The sequence below is a fragment of the Actinomadura rudentiformis genome (genome assembly GCF_008923185.1).
Lineage (GTDB): Bacteria > Actinomycetota > Actinomycetes > Streptosporangiales > Streptosporangiaceae > Spirillospora > Spirillospora rudentiformis.
Window position 1 is genome coordinate 21,882 of record NZ_WBMT01000027.1, and the last position, 20,627, is coordinate 42,508.

20 protein-coding genes are annotated in these 20,627 nt (G+C 69.5%); 12 read left to right on the forward strand and 8 right to left on the reverse strand.

The features are described from left to right. The first annotated feature begins 40 nt into the window (after positions 1-40). Positions 41-1,555: an FAD-dependent monooxygenase gene (locus tag F8566_RS42655; protein WP_151568886.1), complete on the forward strand. Its 1,515-nt coding sequence runs from the start codon at positions 41-43 to the stop codon at positions 1,553-1,555. Here F8566_RS42655 and F8566_RS42660 read toward each other — a convergent pair. Then, positions 1,535-2,110, reverse strand: coding sequence for a hypothetical protein (locus tag F8566_RS42660; RefSeq protein WP_151568888.1), 576 nt, complete (start codon positions 2,108-2,110; stop codon positions 1,535-1,537). The genes F8566_RS42655 and F8566_RS42660 overlap by 21 nt on opposite strands. A 112-nt stretch (positions 2,111-2,222) precedes the next feature. Beyond that, positions 2,223-2,630 carry a DUF2795 domain-containing protein gene (locus tag F8566_RS42665; RefSeq protein ID WP_151568890.1) on the reverse strand — a complete coding sequence of 136 codons (408 nt, stop codon included), beginning with the start codon at positions 2,628-2,630 and terminating at the stop codon, positions 2,223-2,225. Positions 2,631-2,842: 212 nt separating this feature from the next. Here F8566_RS42665 and F8566_RS42670 point away from each other — a divergent pair, with 212 nt between their 5' ends. Together F8566_RS42670 and F8566_RS42675 are read left to right on the forward strand one after the other, a co-directional pair. After that, positions 2,843-4,357 carry an aminotransferase class I/II-fold pyridoxal phosphate-dependent enzyme gene (locus F8566_RS42670; RefSeq protein ID WP_225994032.1) on the forward strand — a complete coding sequence of 505 codons (1,515 nt, stop codon included), beginning with the start codon at positions 2,843-2,845 and terminating at the stop codon, positions 4,355-4,357. Between the two features lie 71 nt (positions 4,358-4,428). Then, the gene (locus tag F8566_RS42675) at positions 4,429-4,635 is read left to right on the forward strand and encodes a DUF5302 domain-containing protein (protein WP_151568892.1); all 207 of its coding nucleotides are present in this window, start codon (positions 4,429-4,431) and stop codon (positions 4,633-4,635) included. 132 nt (positions 4,636-4,767) lie between these two features. Here the strand turns inward: F8566_RS42675 and F8566_RS42680 are convergent, their stop codons facing one another. Then, a complete protein-coding gene (locus tag F8566_RS42680) occupies positions 4,768-5,406 on the reverse strand; it encodes a pyridoxamine 5'-phosphate oxidase family protein (RefSeq protein WP_151568894.1) in 639 nt (212 codons plus the stop codon). A gap of 44 nt (positions 5,407-5,450) precedes the next feature. Continuing rightward, positions 5,451-6,521, reverse strand: coding sequence for an isoaspartyl peptidase/L-asparaginase family protein (locus tag F8566_RS42685; protein ID WP_151568896.1), 1,071 nt, complete (start codon positions 6,519-6,521; stop codon positions 5,451-5,453). A 230-nt stretch (positions 6,522-6,751) separates the two neighbouring features. Here F8566_RS42685 and F8566_RS42690 point away from each other — a divergent pair, with 230 nt between their 5' ends. Continuing rightward, on the forward strand, positions 6,752-7,381 hold the full coding sequence (locus F8566_RS42690) for a TIGR03086 family metal-binding protein (protein ID WP_151568898.1): 630 nt from the start codon (positions 6,752-6,754) through the stop codon (positions 7,379-7,381). On the opposite strand, the gene F8566_RS42695 is transcribed toward F8566_RS42690, so the two are convergent. The 3 genes from F8566_RS42695 to F8566_RS42705 all read right to left on the reverse strand — a co-directional run bounded on the left by F8566_RS42695 (position 7,371) and on the right by F8566_RS42705 (position 9,943). Continuing rightward, positions 7,371-8,408: an MBL fold metallo-hydrolase gene (locus F8566_RS42695; protein ID WP_225994033.1), complete on the reverse strand. Its 1,038-nt coding sequence runs from the start codon at positions 8,406-8,408 to the stop codon at positions 7,371-7,373. The genes F8566_RS42690 and F8566_RS42695 overlap by 11 nt on opposite strands. Positions 8,409-8,523: 115 nt before the next feature. Beyond that, positions 8,524-9,396: a hypothetical protein gene (locus F8566_RS42700; protein WP_151568900.1), complete on the reverse strand. Its 873-nt coding sequence runs from the start codon at positions 9,394-9,396 to the stop codon at positions 8,524-8,526. Positions 9,397-9,406: 10 nt separating this feature from the next. Continuing rightward, positions 9,407-9,943 (reverse strand): TetR/AcrR family transcriptional regulator, encoded by a 537-nt coding sequence (locus F8566_RS42705; protein ID WP_151568902.1) that lies wholly within the window; start codon positions 9,941-9,943, stop codon positions 9,407-9,409. An 81-nt stretch (positions 9,944-10,024) separates the two neighbouring features. On the opposite strand from F8566_RS42705, the gene F8566_RS42710 reads away from it, so the two are divergent. The 7 genes from F8566_RS42710 to F8566_RS42740 all read left to right on the forward strand — a co-directional run bounded on the left by F8566_RS42710 (position 10,025) and on the right by F8566_RS42740 (position 17,485). Continuing rightward, complete coding sequence (locus tag F8566_RS42710; protein ID WP_151568904.1) at positions 10,025-10,927, forward strand: TIGR03620 family F420-dependent LLM class oxidoreductase; 903 nt, start codon at positions 10,025-10,027, stop codon at positions 10,925-10,927. Between the two features lie 68 nt (positions 10,928-10,995). Next, positions 10,996-12,864 (forward strand): S41 family peptidase, encoded by a 1,869-nt coding sequence (locus F8566_RS42715; protein WP_151568906.1) that lies wholly within the window; start codon positions 10,996-10,998, stop codon positions 12,862-12,864. 4 nt (positions 12,865-12,868) lie between these two features. Beyond that, on the forward strand, positions 12,869-13,219 hold the full coding sequence (locus F8566_RS42720) for a hypothetical protein (protein WP_151568907.1): 351 nt from the start codon (positions 12,869-12,871) through the stop codon (positions 13,217-13,219). A 161-nt stretch (positions 13,220-13,380) separates the two neighbouring features. Then, a complete protein-coding gene (locus tag F8566_RS42725) occupies positions 13,381-14,109 on the forward strand; it encodes an ABC transporter ATP-binding protein (protein WP_225994049.1) in 729 nt (242 codons plus the stop codon). An 11-nt stretch (positions 14,110-14,120) separates the two neighbouring features. Next, positions 14,121-16,661 carry an ABC transporter permease gene (locus F8566_RS42730; protein WP_192810150.1) on the forward strand — a complete coding sequence of 847 codons (2,541 nt, stop codon included), beginning with the start codon at positions 14,121-14,123 and terminating at the stop codon, positions 16,659-16,661. 68 nt (positions 16,662-16,729) lie between these two features. Beyond that, positions 16,730-17,251, forward strand: coding sequence for a hypothetical protein (locus F8566_RS42735; RefSeq protein WP_151568913.1), 522 nt, complete (start codon positions 16,730-16,732; stop codon positions 17,249-17,251). 27 nt (positions 17,252-17,278) lie between these two features. Next, positions 17,279-17,485 (forward strand): DUF5988 family protein, encoded by a 207-nt coding sequence (locus F8566_RS42740; RefSeq protein WP_151568915.1) that lies wholly within the window; start codon positions 17,279-17,281, stop codon positions 17,483-17,485. Positions 17,486-17,514: 29 nt separating this feature from the next. Here F8566_RS42740 and F8566_RS42745 read toward each other — a convergent pair whose 3' ends face one another. Beyond that, positions 17,515-18,855: a M20/M25/M40 family metallo-hydrolase gene (locus F8566_RS42745; RefSeq protein ID WP_225994034.1), complete on the reverse strand. Its 1,341-nt coding sequence runs from the start codon at positions 18,853-18,855 to the stop codon at positions 17,515-17,517. Positions 18,856-19,024: 169 nt separating this feature from the next. On the opposite strand from F8566_RS42745, the gene F8566_RS42750 reads away from it, so the two are divergent. Further along, positions 19,025-20,623, forward strand: a complete 1,599-nt coding sequence (locus tag F8566_RS42750; protein ID WP_151568919.1) for a peptide ABC transporter substrate-binding protein — start codon at positions 19,025-19,027, stop codon at positions 20,621-20,623. The last annotated feature ends 4 nt before the right edge of the window (positions 20,624-20,627 follow it).

The window sequence follows — 20,627 nt, forward strand, 5'->3', positions numbered from 1 at the left end:
AAGGCCGCCTACGAACCCTGATCGAGATCGGAGGCGCGTGATGGCTGCCACCGGGAACGTGCTGATCGTGGGGGCGGGCCCGACCGGGCTGCTCCTCGCCGGAGATCTGGCGCACGCCGGCGTCGCCTGCACGGTGCTGGAGCGCCGTGCGGAGGAGCTCAACCTCACCCGCGCGTTCGCCGTGCACGCGCGCACCCTGGAGCTGCTCGACGCCCGCGGTGTCGCCGAGGAGCTGGTCGCCACCGGGCAGCGCGTCGAGCGCGTCAACGTTTTCGGCCGTGCCACGCTGGATCTTTCGCGGCTGCCGAGCAGGTTCCCGTACGTACTGGTCACACCCCAGTACGAGACGGAGCGGGTGCTGGAAGAGCGGGCCCTCGCCGCGGGGGCGGAGATCGTGCGCGGCGCCGAGGTCACCGGCCTGCGGCAGGACGCCGACGGCGTCGAGGTGGACGTGCGGTACGGCGACGGCACGACCGGCACGCGCCGCGCCGCCTACGCCGTGGGCACGGACGGTGTCGGGAGCACGGTCCGGCAGGCGCTGGGCCTGCCGTTCCCCGGCAATTCGGCGATCCGCTCGGTGATGCTGGCCGACGTGCGGCTGGCCGAGGCGCCGCGCGAGGCGCTGACGATCGGCGCGACCGGCGACGCCTTCGCGTTCATCGCCCCGTTCGGGGACGGCTGGTACCGGATCATCGCGTGGAACCGGCACCACCAGGTGCCCGACACCGAGCCGGTCGACATGGACGAGCTCCGCGACGTCGTGCGCCGGGCCCTCGGCACCGACCACGGCGTCCACGGCGAGCGCTGGACCTCACGGTTCCACAGCGACGAGCGCCAGGTGCCCCGGTACCGGGTGGGGAGGGTGTTCCTCGCCGGTGACGCCGCGCACGTGCACTCCCCGGCGGGCGGGCAGGGCATGAACGTGGGGCTGCAGGACGCCGCCAACCTCAGCTGGAAGCTCGCCGCCGAACTGCACGGCTGGGCGCAACCCGGTCTCCTGGACACCTACGACGAGGAACGGCATCCGGTGGGACGGCTCGTGCTCCGCGGCAGCGGCGCGGTGCTGCGCGCCGCCACGGTCGAGCCGCCCGCCCTCCAGCTCGCGCGGACCGTCGGCGCGGGGGTGGCGACGAGGCTCCGGCCGGTGGCCCGGCGCCTGGCCCGCGCGGTCTCCGGCATCGCCGTCTCCTACCCGGCGCCGCCCGGGGCCCATCGCCTGATCGGCAGGCGTGCGCCCGACGTCCCGCTGTGCGGCAAGCCGTCGCGGCTGTACGAGGCGCTCCGGGAAGGGCGTTTCGTCCTCGTCGTCGCGGCGAACGACCCGGCGGTGACCTACCTGGCGACCAGGAGCTGGACCGATCGGGTTCACTGCGACGTCGCGAACGGCGCCACCCACACGACGGCGCTGGTCAGGCCGGACGGCTATGTCGCCTGGGCGACCGACGAGACGGCCCCCGACCGGCGCGCCGCCGCGATCCGCATCGCGCTCACGCACTGGTGCGGGGCCCCCATCGACCACCACCACTCACACGGCTCAGGGAGCCTCCTGAGCTGAATCGGGCTGCTGAGGCAAGACTGGCTGCTGGGAATGGACTGGCTGCTGGGGTGAGGCGGGCGCGGCGACGGCAACGGTCACCTGGCCGGTCTCCTGCTGGAACGCGAGCCGCTCGGCGGGAAGCCAGCGCACGTCGGTGCCCTTGGCGACGAGGAACTCGGGCACCCCGCCGTCCTTCCCGGCACCGGGCCTGACGCCGACCACCCGCCAGCCGGGACTGTCCACCCCGTCGAGCACGGTGGCGACCAGGCCTGGAGGCAGCGCGACGAGCCCGTCCGGGCGCCCGGCGGCGATGCCGCGCGCCAGGGCGTCGCTCGCCGCGACGACCGACCAGATGAACCCGGCGCCGAGCACGAACGCCAGCTTCTGCGCGCCCGACAGCCCGTGCCAGGGCCCGCGGTCGCCGAGCTGGTCCAGCAGGAAGAACGTGCCGATGAGCGCGACGGCGATCGTGCCCAGCCCGCGGGTGACCAGCAGCGTCCCCGACTTGATGGCCTCGTTGGCCGGATCGCCGGCGACCATCTTCTTGATCTTGTCGAGGGGTGGTTCCGCCATGATCGCCTCCACGGGCCGGGGGGTGCTCCTTCCAGCGTCGCACCCGGCCCCGGTCCGTGACAGGCGTTGTCAGTGACAGGCGTTACCGTGACAGGCGTTGTCCCGCCGTGGATCAGAAGCGGCGGTTCTCCTGGCCGATGCCTAGCTCACCGGTCACGTCGGCAAGGTTCTCGTATTGCCGGTTCGGCAGGTTTCGCAGCGCGGCGACCGCGCCGTCGGGTGCGCCCTGGGCGGCGGCGTGCTCGGCGATCTCCCTGCCCGACGCCGGATAGCGGACACCGACGATCATGCGCGCGTACTCGGCACGTTCTTCCACGTCATCCGCCGTCATCCCGGGAGGAGCGCCCTCTTCCCCGGGAGTCGTCCCGGCGGTCGGGTCACGGCCGGCGTCGGTGGACACCGGCTCGGTCTCCTTGAACTCCTCCGCGTGCGTGGGATGACCGCCGCGCACCAGTCCCTCCGTCTCGTGCTCCATCTGGTCATCCAGCCTCGGGCCGTGCTTGTTGGTCTTGTCGGTCATGGCGTTCTCCCTTCACGCAGACATGGGGAGGATGTGCCGGTCCCGGGGTCGGTTTCGGGACCGGCACACCACGCGGCATCCGGTGGTCCCCCGACGGCCACCGAGGTCTGTCGCCTCGCTGTTCCCCCATGTGAGGGGATCGTTCCCAACCGGCGCCGCCTAAACGGGCGGCCTTCTGGTGCGGTCCCGAACGAGTCGGCGAGGATGGCGGGATGAGCGGACATATGACGCCGGACGAATTCCGCAGGTACGGCAAGCAGGTCATCGACTGGATCGCCGACTACCACGAGAAGATCGAGTCATATCCGGTCCTGTCCCAGGTGCGGCCGGGCGAGGTGGCCGCGGGCCTGCCCGATCATCCGCCCGAACGGGGTGAGGGCTTCGACGCCCTGCTGGCCGATCTCGACCGGGTGATCATGCCGGGGATCACGCACTGGCAGCATCCGGGCTTCTTCGCCTACTTCCCGTCGAACGTGAGCGGCCCGGCGATCCTGGGTGATCTCCTCTCGGCCGGGATCGGGATCCAGGGAATGTTGTGGGCGACCAGCCCGGCGTGCACCGAACTGGAGACCCGCGTACTGGACTGGCTGGCGGAGCTCCTGGACCTGCCCGCCCGGTTCCGGAGCGACGGTGGCGGCCGGGACGGTGGCGGCCGGGACGGTGGCGGGCGGGACGGTGGCGGAGCCGTGGGCGGCGGAGTGATCCAGGACTCGGCGTCCAGCGCCTGCCTCGTGGCGATCCTGGCCGCGCTGGAACGCGCGGGCGGCGGTGCGGCGGCACGGGCGGGGATCGCCCGGCGCTACACGCTCTACGTCAGCTCACAGACGCATTCGTCGCTGGAGAAGGCGGCCCGGATCACCGGGATCGGGGCTGCGAACGTGCGGGTGGTGGACGTCGACCCGGTGACCCTGGCGATGGACCCGGCGCACCTGGACGCGCTGCTCACCGAGGACACGGCGGCGGGCGCTGTGCCGGTGCTGGTGTGCGCGACGGTCGGCACGACGTCCACGACGGCGATCGATCCCGTACCCGAGATCGGCGCGGTGTGCCGGGACCATGGTGTCTGGCTGCATGTGGACGCCGCGTACGCGGGTGCGGCGGCGGTCTGCCCTGAGTTCAGGTGGATCAACGCGGGCATGGAGGAGTACGCCGACTCGTACGCGACCAATCCCCACAAGTGGCTGCTCACCAACTTCGACTGCACGGCCCTCTGGGTGGCCGACCGGCAGCCGTTGATCGGTGCCCTGTCGATCCTGCCGGAGTACCTGCGCAACACCGCCACGACCTCGGGCGAAGTGATCGACTACCGGGACTGGCAGATCTCGCTGGGCCGCCGGTTCCGGGCGCTGAAGTTGTGGTCGGTCATCCGGTGGTACGGGGCGGAGGGGCTGCGCGAGCACATCCGTACCGGTGTCGGGCTCGCGCGTGATCTGGCCGGCTGGATCCGCGACGACCCGGACTTCGAGCTGTTCGAGGACCCGACGTTCGGCCTGGTGTGCTTCCGGCCTCGCTGGGAGGGGCTGCCGGACGAGGAGGCCGACGCCGCGACGCTGTCGCTCATGGAACGGCTCAACGCCTCCGGGGACCTTTACCTGACCCATACCAAGGCTCGCGGGCGGGTCCTGCTGCGGCTGGCGGTCGGCGGGCCCGCCACCGTGGACCGGCATGTACGGACGGCCTGGGAGCGCGTCCGACAGGAAGCCGGGCAGGTCCCGGTTGGGCGGTGAGGCCCCGAACATGCGAGGGTAGAGAGTGCTGACAAAGATTTTCTTCTTGGCATGAGAGCTGGAGGTCCGCAATGGCCGACTCGGCAGAGGATCGCGAGAACACCGAGGGCACCGAGGGCACCGAGGATGACGTGAAGCGCAAGTTCCGGGAGGCCCTGGAGCGCAAGCGCGGCGCGGCGGACCAGCACGCCAACGGCGGGGGCAAGAGCGGATCGAAGGTGCGGGGCGTTCACGGCCGCGCCGACCATCAGCGCCAATTCCGTCGCAAGAGCGGCTGAACGACTCCAGAGAGCGGAGATGGGGCGGCCGATGTCCGGCCGCCGGTGTGATTTGTGTGACACCGCGGCCCCTGTCGCTGACAGGGGCCGCACTGTCGGTGGGGAGATGCCGCGCCCGCGCCGGGCGCTGTTTCAGCCCGCGTACAGCTTCTTGTTGTAGCTGCCCTCGGAGTAGTAGGCCTCGAGTTCATCGAGGCTCTCCGTCGTCTTCTGGACTTCCTTGACCAGGCGGGCGTGGGAGGGCAGGCCGTCGGAGACCCAGGTCTCCGGCTTCCAGAGCCCCGACCGCATGAACGCCTTGGCGCAGTGGAAGAAGATCTCCTCGATCTCCACGACCAGGGCCAGCTGCGGCCGGTGCCCCTTGACGATCATCTCGTCGAAGAAGGGCGCCTCCCGGACCAGGCGGGCCCGGCCGTTGACGCGCAGCGTCTCGCGCCGGCCGGGAATGAGGAAGATCAGCCCGGCATGCGGGTTGACCAGGATGTTGCGGAATCCGTCCGCACGCCGGTTGCCCGGGCGGTCGGGGATCGCGATGGTCGTGTCGTCGATGACGTGCGTGAAGCCCGCAGGGTCGCCCTTGGGCGAGACATCGCAACGCCCCTCGCGGTCGGAGGTGGCGATCAGGCAGAACGGCGACGCGGCGAGCCATTCCCGGTCGCGGTCGTGCAGCCGCGTTCGCTCCTTGTTGGCCGCCCGGGGCATCACCTCTCCGAGCAGCTCACGCAGTTCCGCTTCGGACGTGACCTCGGTGAACTCCGTCGCGTTCGTCATCGCCGTCCCTCTCGTACGGGTGGGGTCGTCCTCGTGCGGGGTCGTCAGCTTGCCGGGGTCTCGTCATCGTACAGACGGGTCACGATCTTCCCGTCCCGGGTGACGTAGCCGTTGATGATCCCCTTGGTGCTGTGCGGCGCGGCGAGGTTGCCCCGAGGGTCGAGGGCGATGGCGCCGCCGGTCGCGCCGAGCGCGGGGATCTTCTGGGTGATGACCGTGGCGGCGGCCTTCTGCACCGGCATGCGGGCGTACTCCATGAGCGCGGAGATGTCGTACGCGGCGACACCCCGGATGAAGACCTCGCCGGTGCCGGTGCAGGAGATCGCGACCGTGCGGTTGTTGGCGTACGTGCCGGCGCCGATGACGGGGGAGTCGCCCACCCGGCCGACCTGCTTGTTGGTCAGGCCGCCGGTCGAGGTCGCGGCGGCGACGTTGCGGGAGCCGTCCACGGCGATCGCGCCGACCGTACCGCCGACCTCGCGGTCCTTGCTCTGGGTCCGGGCGGGGTTCTTGGCCGCCATGAGCGAGTCCCAGCGGCGCTGCGTCCAGAAGTAGTCCTGCGTGGTGTACGGGACGCCGTTGCGGAGGGCGAAGTCGTCGGCGCCCTTGCCTGCCATGAAGACATGGGGCGACTTCTCCATCACCATCCGGGCGAGGGTGATCGGATTCTTGGTGTGGTGCACCCCGGCCACCGCGCCCGACTTGAGGTCCTTGCCGTTCATGATGGACGCGTCGAGCTCGTGCTCGGCGTCGGTGTTGAACACAGCGCCCTTGCCGGCGTTGAAGTTCGGGTCGTCCTCCAGGACGTTGACCGCCTTCTCGACGGCGTCGAGGACCGGCTTGCCGTCCTTGACCAGGGCGTAGCCGGTCTGCAGGGCCTTGGTGAGGCCGTCGCGGTAGGCCTTCTCCTGCTCGGGGGTGATGCTGCCGCGCGGAATCGAGCCCGCTCCGCCGTGCACGGCGAGGACGACGTTCCGGACGGTGGAGGACGGCGGTGCTTGTACGGGGGCGTCGCTAGTGGTGGCGGCGCCGGCGGCGAACTGGGAGCCGGACAACCCGACGACCAGAGCGGCGAGGCCGGCGGAGATCAGGAAGGAGCGCTTGGGAGTCGGCATTCGGACCTCCGAGTGCATGAGGCGGGGGAGATGACCATGGTCGTCCCCTGGCTGAACTCCGATAACACCCGCAATTCCTGCCAAAGCCACGACACCGGGGGAGGCTCTCCCATGGTCGTTCAGTGAGGGCGCCCGGCCCTGAAGGCCTGTCTCCGATGAGTTTCCGGTCGGTCGCGGGTCTCTATAGATGAAGGGAGGCCCCCGATGAAGACGACCGTGCGGCGCGGCCGATGAACGCGGCTGAGGCAGCGGCGCTGCAGAGCTACAGCGCAGGTTTGCTGGAAGGTGCGATCGGCTTCGCCTTGGAGGCCGTGGAGGACGTGACGACCGCGGCACTCGACCGCCCGACACCCTGCCGCGGCTGGAACCTGCGCATGTTGTTCCTGCACGTCAACGATTCGCTCGACGCGCTGTGCGAGGGCATCGACCGCGGCACCGTGACGTTGTACCCCGAAGAGGAGCCGGACCAGCCCGGTACCGATCTGGTCGCCGCGTTCCAGGAACGTGCCCGCCGGCTGCTCGCCGCGTGGACCGGCGACGGCGGCCCGGGCCACCTGGTCACCGTCGCGGGCTGCTCGATGCGGGCGGGCGCGATGGCGGGCACCGGAGCGATGGAGATCGCGGTGCACGGCTGGGACGTCTCCCGCGCGTGCGGCAAGGACCGCCCGATCCCGCCGGAGCTCGCCCGGGACCTGTTGCGGGTCGCCCCGATGGTCGTCGGTGACGACGTCCGGCACGGGCTGTTCGCACCGCCGGTCGCCGTGCCGCCGGGCGCCTCGCCGAGCGACCGGCTCGTCGGCTTCCTGGGGCGCGATCCGGGCTGGACGGGGCTCGCCGGGGACGGGGGGTTCAGCCCTTGAGCGCGTAGCGGCGCACCCCGCCGGTCTCGGTCGCCTCCAGCAGGCCCTGGTCGACGAGAACGTCGAGGTGGGCGTCGATTTCGAGCACGGCCAGCATCTGGCTGAAGACATCGAGATCGTCGAGCTTCTTCTGCCGCCGCGTCCAGGGCATGGAACGTGCCACCTCGAACGCGGTGGAGCGGCCGGAGCGCACCTGCCCGGCGGCGGCGTCCAGCCGGGCCTCGTGGTGCCTGATCAGCTCGTCGACCCGGATGTGCACGCTGGGGGTGACCGGGCCGTGCGCGGGCAGCAACAGGGTGTCGGGCATGTCGCGGACGATCCGCAACGACTCCAGGTAGCTGCGCAGCGGCTTCGGTTCGGGCTCGGTCTCCAGCCCGATCGACGGCGTGATGTGCGGGAGCACGTGGTCTCCGGCGAACAGCAGCCCGGCGCCGGCGTCGCGGAGGACGATGTGGCCGCGCGTGTGCCCGGGCGTCGCGAAGACGTCCAGGCCGCGCCGGGCCAGCGTGACGCGTTCGCCGTCGTCGAGCCAGGCGTCCGGCATAGTGTGCGGCATCGTGCGTTCCTCCGCGTTGACGCCGAACGCGGCGACCCGGTCCGCCACGCCGGGCGCGCCGCAGCGGCGCAGCAGCTCGACCTGGCGCGGGTGGAGTCCGTTGGCGACGTCGAACGCCTCGAGGGAGGGCTGCTCGCCCCGGCCGATCCGCACCCGCGTGCCGAACGACTCCCGCAGTGCCAGCGCCTGGGAGTAGTGATCCCAGTGCGCGTGGGTGACCAGGAACTGTGCGACGTCCTCCAGCCGGTGGCCGAGCAGGCGCAGGGCGCCCTTGAGGGCGGTACGGCTGTCGGGCATGGCCCAGCCCGAGTCCACGACGACGAGGCCGTCCGGGTCCTCGATCACGTACACGTTCACGGCGTGCAGCGACGGGATGGGCAGGGCGAGCGGGACGCGGTGCACACCGGGGGCGACGGGATGGGCGCCTGGTTCGGTCCAGTCCGCCGGTTGCTCCATGAGCGGTTCCGCCACCGTGGCCCCCTCAGTATCAGAACGTCTGCATCAGAAACGTCACTGTCAGCACGTAATTAGAATGTCGTTCGGGCAGAACCTACTGCATATTTTGTTCCGATTTGTAACGGGGGTCCTAAATCTGGGCTGCCGCCGCCTCGCGGCGGGCCTCCTCGGCCGCGCCCGCCGCCCGTTCATGGGCTCGCTCGGCCTTGTCGAGCTTGCGCTGGGCCGCCTCCTGGCGGGAGACCGCCGCCTCCAGCTCCCGCCGGAGCCCCGTCACCGCATCGGTGATCTCGTTCAACTCGCGTTTGGCCCGGTTCAGCTCGTCCTTGCGCTGCGACAGGGCCTTCTCGGCCTCCCGTGCCAGCCGCCGGGCCTTTTCAGCACGCCTCCGGGCGAGCTCGTCGGCTTCCCGGGCCTGCTCCGGCTCCGGTTTGGGCGACTTCGCCGCCTTTGCTGTCTTTGCGCTCTTGGCGCGCTCGGTGTCAGCGGTGCGATCGGTGCGCTTCGGGGAGGGCACCGCCGGGAAGCCGAAACCGGCGGTGCCGAACCCGCTGTGGCTGCGTGGCTGGGCGAGCCGTCCCTCCTGGACCTCCTCCGCCACGTCCTCGTCCACCGTGGCCGCCTGCAGGGTGTCCTCGACCTCCCGCACCGCCGGGTCGCGCAGCGGATGCCCGGCCTCGCTCGCGAGCCGCCCGGCCGTCCGGACGAGCTGCGCGATCAGCTCGCTGCGCCGCTGCTCCAGCTCGCCGATATGACCGCCGGAGGCCCAGGCGGCCCTCATGTCGGCGCCGACGTCGAGCAACTGCCCGAGCTCCTCCGCGGCTTGGCGGGACAGCAGGTTGACCGCCCATGCCGACACGGTCGGGCGGCGCAGGGCGCCGATCTCCTTGGCCAATCCGGCGTCGCCCGCCTCCTTGGCCTGCTGCGCGAGGTCCTTGCGCGTGGCCACGAACTCCGGCGGGGCGACACCGTAGAGCTCGCGTGCGGCGCTGGAGAGATCCACGATGGGATCTCTACCCGCTGTGGAACCCGTCCAGCACGACGGCGAGCAGCCGGTCCGCCTGGGCGTCGTCGGCCGCGGTGGCGAGGGCGATCCCGGTGATCAGCTGGAGCAGGTCGCCCGCGGTGAGGTCGGCGCGTACGGAACCTTCCCGCTGGGCCCGTTCGAGCACCTGCGCGGCGGCGTCACGGATCGCCTGGTGACAGTCGAAGCCCAGGTCCGGCGGCTTCTCGATCATCAGGTATCCGGTCAGGCCATGGTCAGTGCGCGCATGGCGGAGGAAGGCGCGCAGCCACGCGGAGAACGCCTCGTCGGGGGACGCCGACTCCACCAGCTCGTCCGCGCGTCCGCACAACGTCACGACCCGGTCCCGCAGCACGGCCGTCAGCAGCGACTCGCGGTTGGGGAAATGCCGGTAGAGCGTGCCGGGGCCGACCCCGGCCCGCCGGGCGATCTCGTTCAGCGACGCGTCCGGCCCCTCCTCGGCGAACGTCTCCCGCGCGGCCGTGACCAGTCGTTCGCGGTTCCGGCGAGCGTCGGCTCTCTGCATGCGCCCATCCTAGCCAAACGGAGAGGTTCTCCGTATAGTGCGGGAGCGAACCGGAGAACCTCTCCGGAAAAGGAGCGCACAATGACGAACAACGACCTCGGCCAGGTCGGCCTCTGGACCTTCGCGTTCGAGGGGCAGCCCGCCACCCGGGTGCGCGAGGCCGCCGCCGAGCTCGAAGAACTGGGCTATGGGGCCCTCTGGTTCGGCGAAGGTCTGGGCCGGGACACGGTCAGCCAGGCATGGTTGCTGCTGTCGGCCACACAGCGGATCGTGGTCGCGTCCGGCATCGCGAACGTGGCGTACCGGGACCCGATCGCGATGGCCGCCGCGGAACGCGCGCTGGGCGAGGCGTTCCCCGGCCGCTATGTGCTGGGGCTCGGCGGGCAGCGGGTGGACGCCGTCAGCGGCGTCTTCGACGGTTACCCGATGCCGCCGGTCGGGCGCCCGGTGCCGATGATGCGCGGCTACCTGGACTCGATGGACGCCGTGCCCGCGCACGGCCCCATGCCCGACCCGGCACCCCGCCGCGTCCTGGCGGCGCTGGGCCCGAAGATGCTCGAACTGGCCGCCGAACGCACCTGGGGCGCGCACCCGTACTTCGTTCCCGTGGAGCACACCGTCCAGGCCAGGCAGACCATCGGACCAGACGCCTTCCTGGGAGTCGAGCAGGCCGTGGTCCTGGACACCGACCTCAGCCGCGCCCGCGAGGTGGCGCGGGCCCACGTGACGGGCTACGTCGAGGCCGCTCCGCACCAGGAGGCGAGCATGCGGCGCCTCGGCTTCGGGGACGCCGACCTCGTCGGCGGCGCCAGTGACCGGCTGGTGGACGCGATCGTCGCGTACGGAGACATGGAGACGATCCGCAAGCGCGTTCAGGATCACCTGAACGCCGGCGCCGACCACGTCTGCCTTCAGGTCCTCACCGCCGACCCCTCAACGCTACCGATGCAGCAATGGCGCGAACTGGCCACCGCCATGTTGTGATCGCCTCATGACAAAGGGTGGCCGCTGGTTCAGAGTGAAGTTCCGGGGGGCCAAAGAACGGGGTGGCCATGACTGAGACGCTGCCGGACTTTCTCAAGGCGAACGAGATCGGCAGGCTGACGCTGGACGACCGGCGGCTGATCGTGCGGCAGGCATTGCTGATCCTTGAGCAGAACTACGCGCTGCTGCCGTTCAAGGCGGCGAGGTACGGGATCAACCCGGTGCAGCGCCTGCGCCTGATGCAGGCACGGCTGGGCCGCCCAGGAGACCAAGAACCGGAGTGGCGGTTCCACGCCGAGCTGGTCGACATCTTCAACTCGCTGCGCGATCTGCACACCCGCTATGTCCTGCCGCGGCCCTTCAGCGACGCCGTCGCCCGCCTGCCGTTCCTGCTCAGGGAGTTCACGGAGGACGGGCGGCGGCGCTACCTGGTGGGACGGCGGATCGCGAACGAGCCGGAGCTCCCGCACGAGAGCTTCCGGTTCGGCGTGGAGATCACGCACTGGAGCGGCGTGCCCATCGAACGGGCCGTCGAGCGCCATGCCGAGCGGTTCCCCGGCGCGAACCCCGAGGCCCGGCACGCCCGCGCGGTGGAGCGGTTCACGGTGCGCTCGCTCGGCTTCGGCCCGCCGCCGGACGAGGACTGGGTGACCGTCCGCTACCTCGACCAAGACAACAAGCCGCAATCAGTCAACCTGATCTGGGACGTCAGCTCGATCGTCCCCGAGCCGGCTCAGCTGGGCATGGAAACACCACTCGCCTACGACGTCGAAGGCATGCGCATCACCCGGACACGCACGCAACTGTTCGCGCCGGAGTTCCTAGCCGCCGAAGAATCGGGCGAGCCGGTCGACCCCGGACCCGAGGGCGTCACCGTCTCCCCGGAGCTGGCGACCGTCTTCGAGGCCCGCCGCGTGACGGCCCAGGGCCGGGTGTTCGGCCACCTGCGCATCCGGTCGTTCTCCCTGCCCGCCACCGGGATCGAGGGATTCGTCCGGGAGTTCATCCGACTGCTCGGCGAACTGCCGCAGGACGGGCTCGTCGTCGACATCCGCGGCAACCCAGGCGGCGCGATCCTCGCATCTGAGCTATGCCTACAAGCCCTCACGGCCACCGCAATCGAGCCCGAGCCGGCTCAGTTCGCCGCCACCCTCCTCAACCTGCGAATCTGCCGGGCCAACGACATCATGGCCGCATGGCTGCCCTCGATGGGGCAGGCCCTGGAAACGGGCGCCGCCTACTCGGCGGCCATCCCGTTCACCCCACCCGAGCTGCTCGCCGAAGTCCCCCAGTCGTACTTCGGCCCGGTCGTCCTCCTGACCGACGCCCGCTGCTACTCGGCGGCCGACATCTTCGCCGCAGGGTTCCAGGACAACTCCATCGGCCCGATCCTCGGAGTCGACGGCAACACCGGCGCGGGCGGCGGCAACGTCTGGCGGACGGCCAACCTGCTCGGCTCTCTCCCCGCGGCGGACGACTTCCCGTTCCGCCCCCTTCCCTCCGGTGCCGACCTGTCGTTCGTGATCCGCCGCCTCCTCCGCGTCGGCCCGAACGCGGGCACACCCCTGGAGGACTACGGCGTGATCCCCGACGAACGCCACATCACGACCCGCAAGGACATCACGAACAACGACACGGACCTGATGACCGCCGCAGCCACGCTGCTGGGCAAGGGCGTCCCCCGCCGCCTGGACGTCGAACTGTCCGACGACCTGACCGTGACGTTCACCGTGCTGGGCATCGACCGGGCCGACGTCATCGTGGACGGCAGACCCCGCACCACCATCGACCTAGGCGGCAACCCCGCACCGCTCCCAATACCGGACGCCGGGACCCCGCGCACGGTCCGGATCGAGGGTTACGACGGCCAAGCCCTGGTCGCCGTCCGCACCTTCGTCCGCACCGCAGCGGGCCTGAAGCTGCGCACGACCTTCTGAGCACATGGCCGACAACATCAGACTGCACGTGAGCGGCACGCCCGACCAGGCCCGCCCCCTGATCGAGCAAGTCCTCCAGGCTGACGGTTTCCGCTTCACCTGGGAAGGCCCCGGCAAGGCGATAGTCGAGCGCGGCAGCCGCAAGAAGGCCCTGTGGCTCGGCGTGCTAGCCCTCCACTACAAGTACGTCCTCATGATGTACCCCCAGGAGGGCAGCGTGGTGATCGACCTAGGCCTGGGAACGACCGGCCTCCACGGCGGCGCCATCGGCATGGTCAAGCTCCGCAACAAGCTCGACGAGATCGACCACGACCTCAAAACCGCCTTCCACTCCGCAGGCGCCCTTATCACCTGAACCCTCATTCGATCTGTGTGGCCTCAAGAGGAAACCGATGGGGCCTTGTCTCGGTCACCGATTCGACGGAGAGTCACAGGAGGGCGGGTTAGGAGCGGAGGCTGATGGCTGGGGAGACCAGCGGCGCGGAAGGTGCGGACAAGGGCGAGGGCGTGGTCGCCATGCGTGAGATCGCCTCGCGGGCGGTGGCGATCAGCAAGGTCTACGGCCATGGCGAGACGGCCGTTCGAGCGTTGGACGAGGTGAGCATCGAGTTTCCCTCGGGGCAGTTCACCGCCGTCATGGGGCCGAGCGGTTCGGGGAAGTCCACGCTTCTGCACTGTATGGCGGGGCTCGACCGGGTCAGCAGCGGTGAGGTGTGGATCGGCGACACTGAGTTGAGCCGGCTTAATGACCGGCGGCTCACGATGTTGCGGCGCAAGGAGGTCGGGTTCGTCTTCCAGGCGTTCAACCTGATTCCGACGCTGACTGCTGCGGAGAACGTTGAGCTGCCGCTGGCGATCGCGGGGGACCAGGCTGAGCGGTCCTGGTTCGAGCGGGTGACGGGGGAGTTCGGGCTCGCGAAGCGGCTCAGGCATCGGCCTACGGAGTTGTCCGGGGGAGAGCAGCAGCGGGTGGCGGTCGCGCGGGCGCTGTTGTCCCGGCCGACGATCGTCTTTGCGGACGAGCCGACCGGCAACCTCGACTCGCGGACAAGCGGTGAGCTGCTGGGATTCATGCGGCGGTCGGTGGACGACTTCGGGCAGACGATCGTGATGGTCACCCATGATCCGACGGCGGCGGGGTATGCGGACCGGGTCGTTTTCCTGAGCGACGGGCACATCGTGGATGAGATGGCGGAGCCCACCGCTGAGAAGGTGCTCGAGTTCCTCAAGAGGCTCGGAGACTGACCATGTGGCGGGTGACGATCAAGGGCCTGCTCGCGCACAAGCTCCGGCTGGCTCTTACTGCGCTGTCCATCGTGCTTGGTGTTGGTTTTGTCGCCGGGACCTATGTTCTGACTGACACGATCAACAAGACGTTCACCGAGCTTTTTACGGAGACGACCAAGGGGCTCGACGTCGCGGTAAGGGGGAAGGAGGCGTTCGGCGGGCAGGAGAGCGCTGAGCAGCGCCAGCCTTTGCCGGCTGCGATGCGTGACCAGATCGCGCGGGTCGAGGGTGTGCGGGCTGCTGAGGGCAGCGTTACGGGGTATGCGCAGTTCGTTGGCAAGAACGGCAAGCCGGTCACCACGGGTGGTGCTCCGACGTTGGGTGTGTCGGTGTACGCCACGCCTGAGCTTGGTGAGAGTACGACCGTGCGGAGTGGCAGCCTGCCTAAGGGGGCCGGTCAGGTCGCCGTGGACGCGCGGACTGCGGAGAAGCAAGGGTTCGCGGTCGGTAGTCGGGTCAGGATCATCTTCCAGGGGCCGGCTCGGGAGTTCACCGTCAGCGGGATTGTGGGGTTCGGGGAGGCCGACAATCTGGCCGGTGCGACCCTGGCGGCGTTCGATCTGGCGACGGCGCAAGAGGTGCTCAACCGGCGCGGGGTCTATGACGAGATCGATGTCGTGGCGGCGGAGGGTGTTTCGCCGGAGACGTTGCGCGATCGGATTCAGGCGCAGATCGGTGGAGGGTACGAGGCGCTCACCGGCGAGCAGTACGCCGAGGAGAACGCCAAGGCCGTCGGGCAGTTCACCAACGTCATCAACATCGCGCTGCTGTCGTTCGCCTTCGTGGCGCTGTTCGTCGGCTCGTTCATCATCGTCAACACGTTCTCGATCATTCTGGCGCAGCGCACCCGGGAGCTGGCGTTGCTGCGCTGCATGGGGGCGTCGCGGCGGCAGCTCATGCGGTCGGTGCTGGCCGAGGCGGCGATCGTGGGGTTCGTCGCGTCGCTGATCGGTCTTGGCGCGGGCATTCTCATCGCGATCGGTTTGCAGGGACTCTTCGAGGCGCTTGGTGCTGATCTGCCCACTACTTCTTTGGAGATCAAGCCACGGACCCTTGTGGTCGGGCTGATCGTGGGTGTCGGCGTCACGCTGCTCGCTTCGCTGGCGCCTGCATTGCGCGCGACGCGGGTGCCGCCGGTCGCCGCGGTGCAGGAGGCCAGCATGGCCGCTCCGGCCCGGGTGGGCTGGGTGCGCATCACCGTCGGCGTGGTGATGACCGCTCTGGGTGTCGCCGCGTTGATGGTGGGGCTCTTTGCCGACGAGGCGGGCAATCGGCTTGTCACCGTTGCCACGGGCGCGATCGTCGTCTTCCTCGGTGTCGCGGTGCTCAGTCCGTTGGTGGCCCGGCCGCTGTCGCGTGTCCTGGGTTGGCCCTTCGCGCACTGGGCGGGGCAGCCGGGCAAGCTCGCGCGGGAGAACGCGATGCGCATCCCGCGCCGGACCGCCTCGACGGCGGCGGCACTGATGATCGGCCTGGCGCTGGTGAGCCTGGTGACCATCTTCGCCGAGTCGCTCAAGGCGTCCAGCGCCAAGATCCTCGATCAGGCGGTGGCCGCCGACTACATCCTCACCGGACCGTCCGGCGGTTTCACCGGGTTCAGCCCCGAGGTCGTCAAGCAGCTGTCCGCGCAGCCGCAGATCGAGGCGGCCACCGGCCTGAGGAGCGGCTCGTTCAAGATTGACGGCCAGAGCAAGGGGCTGACCGGGATCGATCCGGTCTCCTACGGCCGGACGGTTCGCACCGACACCATCTCGGGCGACCTCGGGGACCTGGCTCAGGGTGGCTTGGCAGTGCGAAAGGACGTGGCCGAGAGCAAGGGCTGGAAGGTCGGCGACACGGTCACCATGCAGTTCCCGGTGGGCGGCACCGACCGGATACCGCTACGTGCGATCTACGAGGACAACCAGATCAACGGCGAATACATGCTCGCCCTGCGCGACTACCAGCGGCACTACCAGGACCAACTGGACGTGTTCGGTTTCGTCAAGGCCAAGGCGGGCGTCGCGCCGCCTGAGTCGCGTGCCGCCATCGACCGGGTGCTCGCGCAGCACCCGAGCGTCCAGGTGCGTGACCAGGCCGAGTTCAAGCAGGAACAGGAGAACCAGATCAACCAGGTTCTGATCCTCTTCTATGTGCTGCTGGCGCTCGCCGTCGTCATCGCGTTCATCGGCATCATCAACACGCTGGCGTTGTCGGTCCTGGAACGGGTGCGCGAGCTGGGCCTGCTGCGCGCCGTGGGCATGACCCGCGGCCAGCTGCGCGCCATGATCCGGTGGGAGGCGGTCATCATCTCGGTGCTCGGCGCGGTGCTGGGCCTGGCCGTCGGCGTCTTCTTCGGCTGGACGCTGGTCAGCGCGCTGGACGAGGAAGGCATCACCGAGTTCGCCCTCCCCATCGGCACCCTGCTCGCCCTGGTGGTGGCCGCGGGCGTGGTGGGCATCGTGTCCGCGATCCTGCCTGGTCGGCGTGCCGCCCGGATCGATGTACTTCGGGCTGTTACGACTGAATGACAGTGCAGTGTGACAAATAAACCCCTCTGCGGCGCTGTTCAAAAGAGAGCACCGTCAAAGGGGACTTGATGAGCTACCGGAGACACCTTCTCGTTGCCAGGGACGATCGCCCGCTGCCCGAGCTCTACGCTCTGAGGCCCTACCGCAGATCGGTGGTGGGGAACCGGACGCGGGACGACAACTGGCAGGTCTGCTCGCTGGATTCCGGCGCGGGGCTCGGTGACTCCGTCTCGTTGCTCGTCGAGGTCGCCGCCGAGACGCACACGGCCGCCCTGCTCGCCTCGTTCACCGAGGGCGGCTGCGCGGCCGTCGAGGGGTTCAGCCGGCCGTACGGCTACTGGCAGTCCGTCCTCGGCACCGGCCACGCGGCCGCATGCCCTGCCCTCGAATCACCCGTGTTCAGCGCTGAGGAGGCCGCTGCGGGAGCCGCGAAGTGGGCCGAGGCCGCGTCCCGTCCGGTGCCGCCGGAGGCGCTGCTGGAGGTACTCCAGGCGCCCGTCGCTCCCAGCGCCGACGCCGTGTTCGAGGAACTCCTCAACCGGCTCGGGCTCACGGGTGTCACGGATACCTCCCTGGCGGAGATTGGCTGAACCCTCGGCATGTGTGACCATCCGGGCATGAACACACCGTTGAAGGCTTTCCTGGAAGGCGGCCCGGCGGACCTGCCGGAGCGGATCGTCAGGATCACTCCCCCCGGTGTGGAGGTGAAGCTCCCGTTCCGAGGCGGCTATGAGCACTTCAAGGTGACGCCGCGCCATCACGACACCGCGGAGGGAAGGCTCCCGGTCTTCGAGTGGACCGAACGCACGGCCGTAGCCGAGTGAGCCGTCGCCGGACGGCCGGTCCTGTGTGATCAGCGGGTGTCGAGGAAACGGTCGAGGACGCGGGTGCCGAAGCGCAGGCCCTCGACCGGGACCCGTTCGTCCACGCCGTGGAACATGCCGAAGTAGTCGAGGTCGGGCGTGAGGAGCAGCGGTGCGAAGCCGAAGCTCTTGATGCCGATGCGGTGGAACGACTTGGCGTCGGTGCCGCCGGACATCACGTACGGGACGGGGTGCGCCTGCGGGTCCTCGGCCTTGAGCGACCCGGCCAGGGCGGCGAACGTCGGGCCGGCCGGGTCGGCGGCGGGTGCCTCCTCGTAGTTGATGAACTCGCGCGTCACCTTCGGCCCGAGGAGCCGGTCGATCGTGGCCAGGAACTCGTCGCGCGTGCCTGGCAGGTAGCGGCCGTCCACCTGGGCGGTCGCCGTGCCCGGGATGACGTTGACCTTGTATCCGGCGTCGAGGCGGGTCGGGTTGGCGGAGTTGCGGATCGTTCCCTCGAAGAGGGTGCCGACGCGGCCGAGCCGGCGTGCCTCATCGTCGAGCCGGTCGTGGTCGATGGTGGTGCCGAGCGCGTCCGCGAGACCGTCGAGCAGGGCGCGGACGCCCGCGGTGAGACGGACCGGCCACTCGTGGGAGGCGAGCCGGGAGACGGCGTGGCACAGCTCGGCGACCGCGTTGTCGGAGTTGGGCTTGGAGCCGTGCCCGGCCTTGCCCTGGACCGTGAGCCGCATCCAGGTGGTGCCGCGCTCGCCGGTGGCGATGGGGTACACGCGCTTGCCGCCGGTCGCCCCGGGAGCCACTGTGACACTGAAGCCACCGGACTCGCTGACGGCCTCGGTGCAGCCGGTGAAGATCTCGCGATGATGGGAGACGACGTGGCGCGAGCCGTAGTCGCCGGTGCACTCCTCGTCGGCGAGGAAGGCCAGGACGAGGTCGCCGCGCGTCCGGCGGCCTTCGCGCATGCGCTGGCGGACGACCGCGAGGGTCATGGCCAGCGTGCCCTTCATGTCGACGGCGCCGCGGCCCCACACGCAGCCGTCACGGACCTCGCCGGAGAACGGGTGGACCCTCCACTCGGCCGGGTCTGCGGGGACGACGTCCAGATGCCCGTGGATGAGGAACGCGGGCGCGGCCGGGTCGGTGCCCGGGATGCGGGCGAGCACGCTGGTGCGGCCGGGCGCGGACTCGACGACGGACGGCTCGATTCCCACGTCGGCGAGCAGCGCCGCGACGTGCTCGGCCGCGGGACGTTCGCCGCGGCCGCGGCCCTCACCCTCGTTGGTGGTGTCGATGCGGAGGAGATCGGAACAGATGACCGCGACCTCGCCGGCCGCCGTCCGCCGTCCGTGCACTACCTGCGGTTCGGTCACCCCGGGCCGCCTTTCGAAGGGTCCTTGCGTTTTGCCTGGCCGTTGACCATAGCGAATGAAGATCCGTTCTAGAAGATGATCTCGATCAGATGACAAATCTCCGAGTGCTGTACCGAAACGAGCGCGCTGGGTACACGCTGCCTGCAACCAGGAGAGTGCAAGGAGGATCATGTTCGGACGAGGCCTGAGCAGAAGTGCCGGGGCCGTCGCGCTGGCGTTGTCAGTGGGCGCCGCGGCGGCCGGCTGCGGCGGCGGAGACAAGGCGAGCGACGGCACGTTCGTCGCCGGCCACCCCGAGCCGGACCACCTGATCCCCGGCAACACCACCAGCAGTTACTCGTGGGACGTCACCAGCGAGCTCTTCGAGAACCTCGTCGACCTCGACAAGACCGGGAACCCCGTCAACGCGGCCGCCTCGTCGGTCGAGTCCAAGGACCAGAAGGTCTGGACGATCAAGATCCGGCCGGGCCAGAAGTTCCACAACGACGAGCCCGTCACCGCCGCGAGCTTCGTGGACGCCTGGAACTACGCCGCCTACGGCCCCAACGCCTTCGAGGGCAACGACTACTTCTCCCAGATCAAGGGGTACGCCGACCTCAACCCCGAGGACGAGAAGGCCAAGCCCAAGACCGACAAGCTGTCGGGCCTGAAGGCCGTCGACGAGTCCACGATCGAGGTGACGCTGGACGCCCCGTTCAGCCAGTTCAAGCTTCTCCTCACGCACCCGGCCTACGCACCGCTCCCCAAGGCCGCGTACAACGACATCAAGGGCTTCGACAACAAGCCGATCGGCAACGGGCCGTACATGATGGACGGCGCCTGGGAGCGCAACAAGCAGATCAAGCTCAAGGTGTTCCCCGGCTACACCGGTACGCGCAAGCCCAAGAACAAGGGTTTCACCTGGCGCAGCTACGCGAGCCAGGACACCACCTACACCGACCTGCGGGCCAAGCGCATCGACCTCATGCAGTCGATCCCGGCGGCGAAGGTGCCCGAGGCCAAACGGCTGCTCGGCAAGAACGTGCTGCCGCGTGAGACGGGCACGTTCGACTACCTCGGCTTCCCGCTGTTCGACAAGCGCTTCGCCAACGCCGACCTTCGCAAGGCCATCTCGATGGCCATCGACCGCAACGGCATCAACAAGGCCGTCTACAACGGCGAGTACACCGTCGCCGACTCGCTGCTGCCGCCGATGATCAAGGGCCACCGGCCGGGCGCCTGCGGTGAACTGTGCACCTACAACCCGACCAAGGCCAAGGAACTGTACGACAAGGCCGGCGGGTTCAAGGGCACGCTGGAGCTGTACTTCTCCAACGCCCAGCCGAGCTACGAGCAGTGGATGCAGATCGTCGCCAACTCGCTCAAGCAGAACCTCGGCATCACCGACATCCAGTTCCGCAAGATCCCGGTCTCGGACTACCTGTCGATGCTCAGCGACAGGAAGGAGAAGGGCCCCTACCGGCAGAACTGGGAGGCCGACTACCCGAGCGCCCAGAACTACCTCGAGCCGCAGTGGCACTCCACCAAGAACCGCATGGCCTGGACGAGCAAGGAGTTCGACGGCCTCATCGCCAAGGGCAACGGGGCGTCCACCGACGACGAGGCGATCAAGTTCTACAACCAGGCCGAGGACGTCGCGATCCGCGAGGCGCCGCTCGTGCCGCTGTGGATCTGGAAGAGCTTCGGCGGCAAGTCCGACAAGATCGACAACATCACCATCACGCCGTACGCCAACGGTCTGCTGGCCCACGAAGTGACGGTGAAGTAAGCGG